Source organism: Pseudomonas edaphica (assembly GCF_005863185.1).
GTDB classification, from domain to species: domain Bacteria; phylum Pseudomonadota; class Gammaproteobacteria; order Pseudomonadales; family Pseudomonadaceae; genus Aquipseudomonas; species Aquipseudomonas edaphica.
In genome coordinates this window covers 1-5,824 of sequence record NZ_VBVZ01000397.1, presented here as the reverse complement: position 1 = coordinate 5,824, position 5,824 = coordinate 1, and the positions used below count along the sequence as shown (strand labels likewise).

Below are 5,824 nucleotides of genomic sequence, written 5' to 3'. Positions count from 1 at the left end.
GGATGTGTACGGCGCGTATATCTTCCTGGCGGCGGGCTTGTTGCTATTGGGCGGGGCATTGATGCTGGCCGGCCAGCGCGCGGGCAAGGGGGAGTTGGTCGCGACGCTTTGAACCGCGATAAAAAAACGGCCCGAAGGCCGTTTTTTTGTTACCTCAATGGCTCAGCCACCGAGATAGGCTTCACGCACCTTCGGATCCGTGAGCAATTGCTCCCCGGTGCCCTGCATCACCACCCGGCCGTTTTCCAGCACGTAGGCGCGGTCGGCGATTTTCAGCGCCTGGTTGGCGTTCTGCTCCACCAGGAATACCGTTACACCGTCCTTGCGCAGTTGTTCGATGATATCGAAGATCTGCTGGATGATGATCGGTGCCAGGCCCAGTGAAGGCTCGTCGAGCAGCAACAGCTTGGGCTTGCTCATCAGCGCCCGGCCGATGGCGAGCATTTGCTGCTCGCCGCCGGACATGGTGCCGCCGCGCTGGCTGAAGCGTTCCTTGAGCCGTGGGAACAGGTGCAGCACCTTGTCCATCTGCTCCTGATAATCGCCCTTATCGGTGAAGAACCCGCCCATGGCCAGGTTCTCTTCCACCGTCAGGCGCGAGAACACACGACGGCCTTCGGGCACCACGGCAATGCTCTTGCGCATGATCTCGGAGGAAGCCTGGCCCACCAGTTCTTCACCCATGTAGCGGATGCTGCCGCTGTGGGCCTGGGGTGAACCGCACAGGGTCATCAGCAAGGTCGACTTGCCGGCACCGTTGGCGCCGATCAGCGTGACGATTTCACCTTGGCGCACTTCCACGTTGACGCTGTGCAGCGCCTGGATCTTGCCGTAGAAAGTGGAAACGTTTTCGAATTGCAGCATTTTACGCTTCCCCCAAATAGGCTTTGATCACTTCCGGGTTGTCGCGGATCTGCTCCGGCGTACCGTTGGCCAATGGCGTGCCCTGGTTGATCACCACGATGTGGTCGGAAATGCTCATGACCAGTTTCATATCGTGTTCGATCAACAGCACCGTGGCGTTGTTTTCCTCACGCAGCACCGTGATCAGCGCCTTGAGGTCTTCGGTTTCCTTGGGGTTCAGGCCGGCGGCCGGTTCGTCGAGCATCAGGATCCGCGGGCGGGTCATCATGCAGCGAGCGATTTCCAGTCGGCGTTGTTGGCCGTAAGCCAGGGTGCCGGCCGGGCGGTTGGCGAACTCGGTGAGGTTGACCTTGTCCAGCCAGTACGCCGCGTATTCCATGGCCTCGCGCTCGCTCTTGCGGAACGCCGGGGTCTTGAACAGGCCAGCAAAGAAGTTGGTGTTCAAGTGCCGGTGCTGGGCGATCAGCAGGTTTTCGACCGCCGTCATGTCCTTGAACAAGCGCACGTTCTGGAAGGTACGCACCACGCCCTTGCGGGCGATCTCGTGACCGGCCAGGCCCTGGATGGGTTGGCCATCCAGCAGGATGCTGCCACCGCTCGGCTTGTAGAAGCCGGTAAGGCAGTTGAACACCGTGGTCTTGCCGGCGCCGTTCGGGCCGATCAGCGCCACAACCTGTTTCTCTTTGACGGTCAGGGCCACGCCGTTGACCGCGAGCAAGCCGCCAAAACGCATGCTCAAGTTTTCGACTTTCAGGATCTCGCGGCTCATTTGCGCAGCTCCATGTGTGGGCGTTGCATCGGCAGCAGACCTTGAGGGCGCCAGATCATCATCAGCACCATCATGGCGCCGAACATCAACATGCGGTATTCGCTGAACTCACGCATCATTTCCGGCAGCAGGATCATCACGATCGCCGCCAGGATCACGCCCAGCTGCGAGCCCATGCCACCCAGTACCACGATGGCCAGAATGATCGCCGACTCGATAAAGGTGAACGACTCCGGGGTCACCAGGCCTTGGCGCGCGGCGAAGAAGCTGCCGGCGAAACCGGCGAAGGTTGCCCCCAGGGTGAATGCCGAGAGTTTGATGACGGTCGGGTTCATGCCTAATGCACGGCAGGCGATTTCATCTTCGCGCAACGCTTCCCACGCGCGGCCGATCGGCATGCGCAGCAGGCGGTTGATCACGAACAGTGCCGCCAATGCCAGCAACAACGCCACCAGGTACAGGAACACCACTTTGCTGACCGGGTTGTAGTCGATCCCGAAGTATTCGTGGAAGGTCTGCATGCCTTCGGCTGCGGTGCGGTCGAACGTCAGCCCGAAGAACGTTGGCTTGGGAATGCTGCTGATGCCGTTGGGGCCACCGGTGATATCGGTAAGGTTCCGCAGGAACAGCCGGATGATTTCACCGAAGCCCAGGGTCACGATCGCCAGGTAGTCACCGCGCAGGCGCAGCACCGGGAAGCCCAGCAGGAAGCCGAATGTAGCGGCGGCCATGCCGGCCAGTGGCAGGCAGATCCAGAAGCCCCAGCCCAGGTAGTGCGAGAGCAGCGCGTAGGTGTAGGCACCCACGGCATAGAAACCCACATAACCGAGGTCGAGCAGGCCGGCCAGGCCGACTACGATGTTCAGGCCCAGGCCCAGCAACACGTAGATCAGGATCAGGGTGGCGATGTCGACGGCACCGCGGGAGCCGAAGAACGGCCAGATCAACGCGGCCACGATCAGCCCGATGATGATGTAGCGCTGGGTACGCGGCAGGGTCAGGAATTGGCTGACCTTGGGCGACACCAACGGGCCACGGTTGCCCCTGAGCAACGCACCGACCTGCTGGGTGAACAGCACACGCAGGAACATCAGCACCGAGCACAGGGCGATGATGGTCAGGGTCACGGGACCGGTGCCATGCACTTCCAGGTTGATGCCGACAATGCTCAGCTTGAGGCCGAGTACCGGAAAGGCCACGGCCCAGACCAGCAAGGCGCTGAAAAACGCCGATTTAAGATATCTGCTCATACTTTCTCAACCTCCGGACGGCCCAGGATGCCGGTCGGACGGAACAACAGCACCAGAACCAACAGGCCGAACGCCACGACGTCCTTGTACTGGTCGCCGAACACGTCGGCGCCAAAGGCTTCAGCCACACCCAGCACCAGCCCGCCGAGCATCGCGCCCGGAATACTGCCGATACCGCCCAAGACCGCTGCGGTAAAAGCCTTGAGGCCTACCAGGAAACCGGCGTTGGGGTTGATCACGCCGTACTGCATGCTCAGCAGCACCGCCGCAATGGCTGCGAGTGCGGCACCGATCACGAAGGTCAGGGCGATGATGTTGTTGGTGTTGATGCCCAACAGGTTGGCCATCTTGATGTCTTCGGCGCAGGCCCGGCAGGCGCGCCCCAGACGGGAGCGGGAAATGAACAGGGTCAGGCCGAGCATTGCCACCAGGGTGACGACGAAAACCAGCACCTGCATGTACGAAATCAGCACTTCTTGTGCGCCACCTGGGCCGAAGGAGAAGCTCCCCGGAATCAGGTTGGGAATGGACTTATCCTTGGAGTCCTGGGACAGCAATACAGTGTTCTGCAGGAAAATCGACATGCCGATGGCGGAAATCAGCGGGATCAAACGGTTGCTGCCACGCAAGGGGCGGTAGGCGACGCGCTCGATACTGTAGCCATAAGCACTGGTCACGACGATCGATGCCAGGAACGCAGCGGTCATCAACAGCGGCAGGGAATGGATACCCAGCATGGCCAGCCCGGCAAGGGCGATGAAGGCCACGTAGGAACCAATCATGTACACCTCGCCATGGGCGAAGTTGATCATTCCAATGATGCCGTAAACCATTGTGTAGCCAATGGCTATCAAGGCATAGGTGCTGCCAACGGTCATGCCGTTAACCAGCGTTTGGAAAAAATGATAGATCTCAGGCATTACAGCGCTCCTAAAAACCCGATACGCATTTCACTGGTGGAGTCATTTCCGGCTCGGTGCCCTGCTCTGTGATCAGGTTGCACGAAGCGTTTGCCAGCGAACCGCTGGTGACGGTTTTAAGATTTTCAGGTGAGCCAGCGCCCGGATCGCGGGTGACATGGCCCATAAACCTCGTAAAACAAAGCCCACTGCTCTCACAGTGGGCTTGTTGGACCAGTAACGCCTGGCTTACTGAGGGGAAACTTCGGTTTTTGGTTTACCGAAGTGCCATTCGTAGACCACGAATTTGAAGTCCTTCAGGTCGCCCTTGGCGTCGAAGCTCAGGTCGCCAGTTGGGGTCTTGAAGGTGCCGGCGTGGATAGCAGCAGCCACTTTGGCGGTGTCTTCGCTTTTCGCGGCGGCGATACCGCCGGCGATCACTTCAACGGCCGAGTAGGCCGGGAACACGAACGGACCGGTTGGGTCCTGCTTGTTCTTGGTGAACTCTTCAACGATGGCCTTGTTGGCCGGGTCGGTGTCGAAGGATTTCGGCAGGGTAACCAGCAGGCCTTCGGAAGCGCCCTGGGCGATTTGCGAGATGGAGTCGTTACCCACACCTTCTGGGCCCATGAACTTGGCGTTCACGCCTTTTTCCTTGGCCTGGCGCAGGATCAAGCCCAGCTCTGGGTGGTAGCCGCCGTAGTAGACGAAGTCGACGTTGGCTTGCTTGAGCTTCTGGATCAGCGAGCCGAAGTCTTTGTCGCCAGCGTTGATGCCTTCGAACAGGGCGACTTTCACGCCTTTCTTCTCGAGGGTCTGCTTGACGGCGGTGGCGATGCCTTCACCGTACTGCTGTTTGTCGTGGATAACAGCAACGACTTTCGGCTTCACGTGGTCGGCAATGTAGTTACCGGCCGCTGGGCCTTGGGCGCTGTCCAGGCCGATGGTACGGAACACCAGCTTGTAGCCACGGGAAGTGATTTCCGGGCTGGTAGCCGCCGGGGTGATCATGATCACGCCTTCGTCTTCATAGATGTCGGACGCTGGCTGAGTGGAGCTGGAGCAGAGGTGACCGACCACGAACTTGACGCCGTCGTTGACCACTTTGTTCGCTACGGCAACGGCTTGTTTTGGATCGCACGCATCGTCGTATTCTTTCGCTTCAAGCATTTTGCCGTCGACACCGCCCTTGGCGTTGATGTCAGCGATTGCCTGCTTGGCACCCATGAATTGCATGTCGCCGTATTGCGTCACTGGACCTGTCTTAGGCCCGGCGATACCGATCTTGATGGTGTCGGCTGCGAACGAATGGCCGGCAACCCCAGCCAGGACCATAGCGGCAAACAGTTTGGAAATCTGCTTAGTAGCCTTATTCATAGTGCTCCACTCTTACTGTTGTATTTTTTATAGTTCTAGCGGCCTTGTGAGCTGCAGAACCGGATCAGATATCGCGGATATCCCCCCGGCATTGCCCTGGCAACTGTACCGGTACAGTGTAGAGCGCCGGTTGATCGCTTGAAAAGCTGGCTGCTGGGGGCAAACCTTGGGTGTGTCGCTTTAATGAAAGAAAAAGACAGAATTGCGGCGGGCTTATGCCAGAGTTTCGGGCAATCCTTGGCTTTCCTGACACTTTCGTTCGGTGCCTCATTTGCAACTGGGTTTTTCTGCCTGACGCCTGACGCTATGATTGCGCCGATTTTTTCTTCAGGTGAATTCCCATGACGCAAGAACCTAGCACCCTCTATGCCAAGCTGCTCGGTGAAACCGCCGAAATTTCCTGGAAGGAGCTTGAACCGTTCTTTGCCAAGGGTGCCCTATTGTGGGTCGACGCTGGCCTGGATTTGATCGAAGCGGCCGAAGGAATGGCCGAGGATAACCGCGACAAAGTCGCTGGTTGGCTGGCCGCAGGGAGCCTTGGCGAAGTGTCTGCGACGCGGGCGTTGGACTTGGTTGAGCGTGATCCGAGCCTGTGGGCGGTCGTGGTTTCGCCGTGGATTCTGATCCAGGAAAGGGCGGCGCAAGAAAGGCTCGCACTATAAAGG

At 59.1% G+C, this 5,824-nt stretch carries 7 protein-coding genes; 2 read left to right on the top strand and 5 right to left on the bottom strand.

Annotation, left to right across the window (positions count from 1 at the left end; translation table 11 throughout):
- Window positions 1-162 precede the first annotated feature (162 nt).
- The 5 genes from FEM54_RS22450 to FEM54_RS22430 all read right to left on the bottom strand — a co-directional run bounded on the left by FEM54_RS22450 (window position 163) and on the right by FEM54_RS22430 (window position 5,159).
- Window positions 163-864, bottom strand: coding sequence for an ABC transporter ATP-binding protein (locus tag FEM54_RS22450; protein ID WP_017137209.1), 702 nt, complete (start codon window positions 862-864; stop codon window positions 163-165).
- 1 nt (window position 865) lies between these two features.
- On the bottom strand, window positions 866-1,633 hold the full coding sequence (gene livG / locus FEM54_RS22445; protein ID WP_017137210.1) for a high-affinity branched-chain amino acid ABC transporter ATP-binding protein LivG: 768 nt from the start codon (window positions 1,631-1,633) through the stop codon (window positions 866-868).
- Window positions 1,630-2,883, bottom strand: a complete 1,254-nt coding sequence (locus FEM54_RS22440) for a high-affinity branched-chain amino acid ABC transporter permease LivM (protein WP_138453095.1) — start codon at window positions 2,881-2,883, stop codon at window positions 1,630-1,632. The genes livG and FEM54_RS22440 overlap by 4 nt, the downstream gene beginning before the upstream one ends.
- On the bottom strand, window positions 2,880-3,803 hold the full coding sequence (gene livH / locus FEM54_RS22435) for a high-affinity branched-chain amino acid ABC transporter permease LivH (RefSeq protein WP_017137212.1): 924 nt from the start codon (window positions 3,801-3,803) through the stop codon (window positions 2,880-2,882). Before livH ends, FEM54_RS22440 begins: the two co-directional genes overlap by 4 nt.
- Window positions 3,804-4,031: 228 nt before the next feature.
- Window positions 4,032-5,159, bottom strand: coding sequence for a branched-chain amino acid ABC transporter substrate-binding protein (locus FEM54_RS22430; RefSeq protein ID WP_017137213.1), 1,128 nt, complete (start codon window positions 5,157-5,159; stop codon window positions 4,032-4,034).
- Window positions 5,160-5,297: 138 nt separating this feature from the next.
- Between FEM54_RS22430 and FEM54_RS22425 the strand changes: the two genes are divergently transcribed.
- Together FEM54_RS22425 and FEM54_RS22420 are read left to right on the top strand one after the other, a co-directional pair.
- On the top strand, window positions 5,298-5,504 hold the full coding sequence (locus FEM54_RS22425; RefSeq protein ID WP_138453093.1) for a hypothetical protein: 207 nt from the start codon (window positions 5,298-5,300) through the stop codon (window positions 5,502-5,504).
- The gene (locus FEM54_RS22420; RefSeq protein WP_017137214.1) at window positions 5,501-5,821 is read left to right on the top strand and encodes a DUF2288 domain-containing protein; all 321 of its coding nucleotides are present in this window, start codon (window positions 5,501-5,503) and stop codon (window positions 5,819-5,821) included. Before FEM54_RS22425 ends, FEM54_RS22420 begins: the two co-directional genes overlap by 4 nt.
- The last annotated feature ends 3 nt before the right edge of the window (window positions 5,822-5,824 follow it).

Bases quoted from the DNA above. Each gene is read 5' to 3' on its own strand.
- livH (WP_017137212.1), bottom strand. From the start codon at position 3,803: ATGCCTGAGATCTATCATTTTTTCCAAACGCTGGTTAACGGCATGACC.
- livG (WP_017137210.1), bottom strand. From the start codon at position 1,633: ATGAGCCGCGAGATCCTGAAAGTCGAAAACTTGAGCATGCGTTTTGGC.
- FEM54_RS22420 (WP_017137214.1), top strand. From the start codon at position 5,501: ATGACGCAAGAACCTAGCACCCTCTATGCCAAGCTGCTCGGTGAAACC.
- FEM54_RS22440 (WP_138453095.1), bottom strand. From the start codon at position 2,883: ATGAGCAGATATCTTAAATCGGCGTTTTTCAGCGCCTTGCTGGTCTGG.
- FEM54_RS22430 (WP_017137213.1), bottom strand. From the start codon at position 5,159: ATGAATAAGGCTACTAAGCAGATTTCCAAACTGTTTGCCGCTATGGTC.
- FEM54_RS22450 (WP_017137209.1), bottom strand. From the start codon at position 864: ATGCTGCAATTCGAAAACGTTTCCACTTTCTACGGCAAGATCCAGGCG.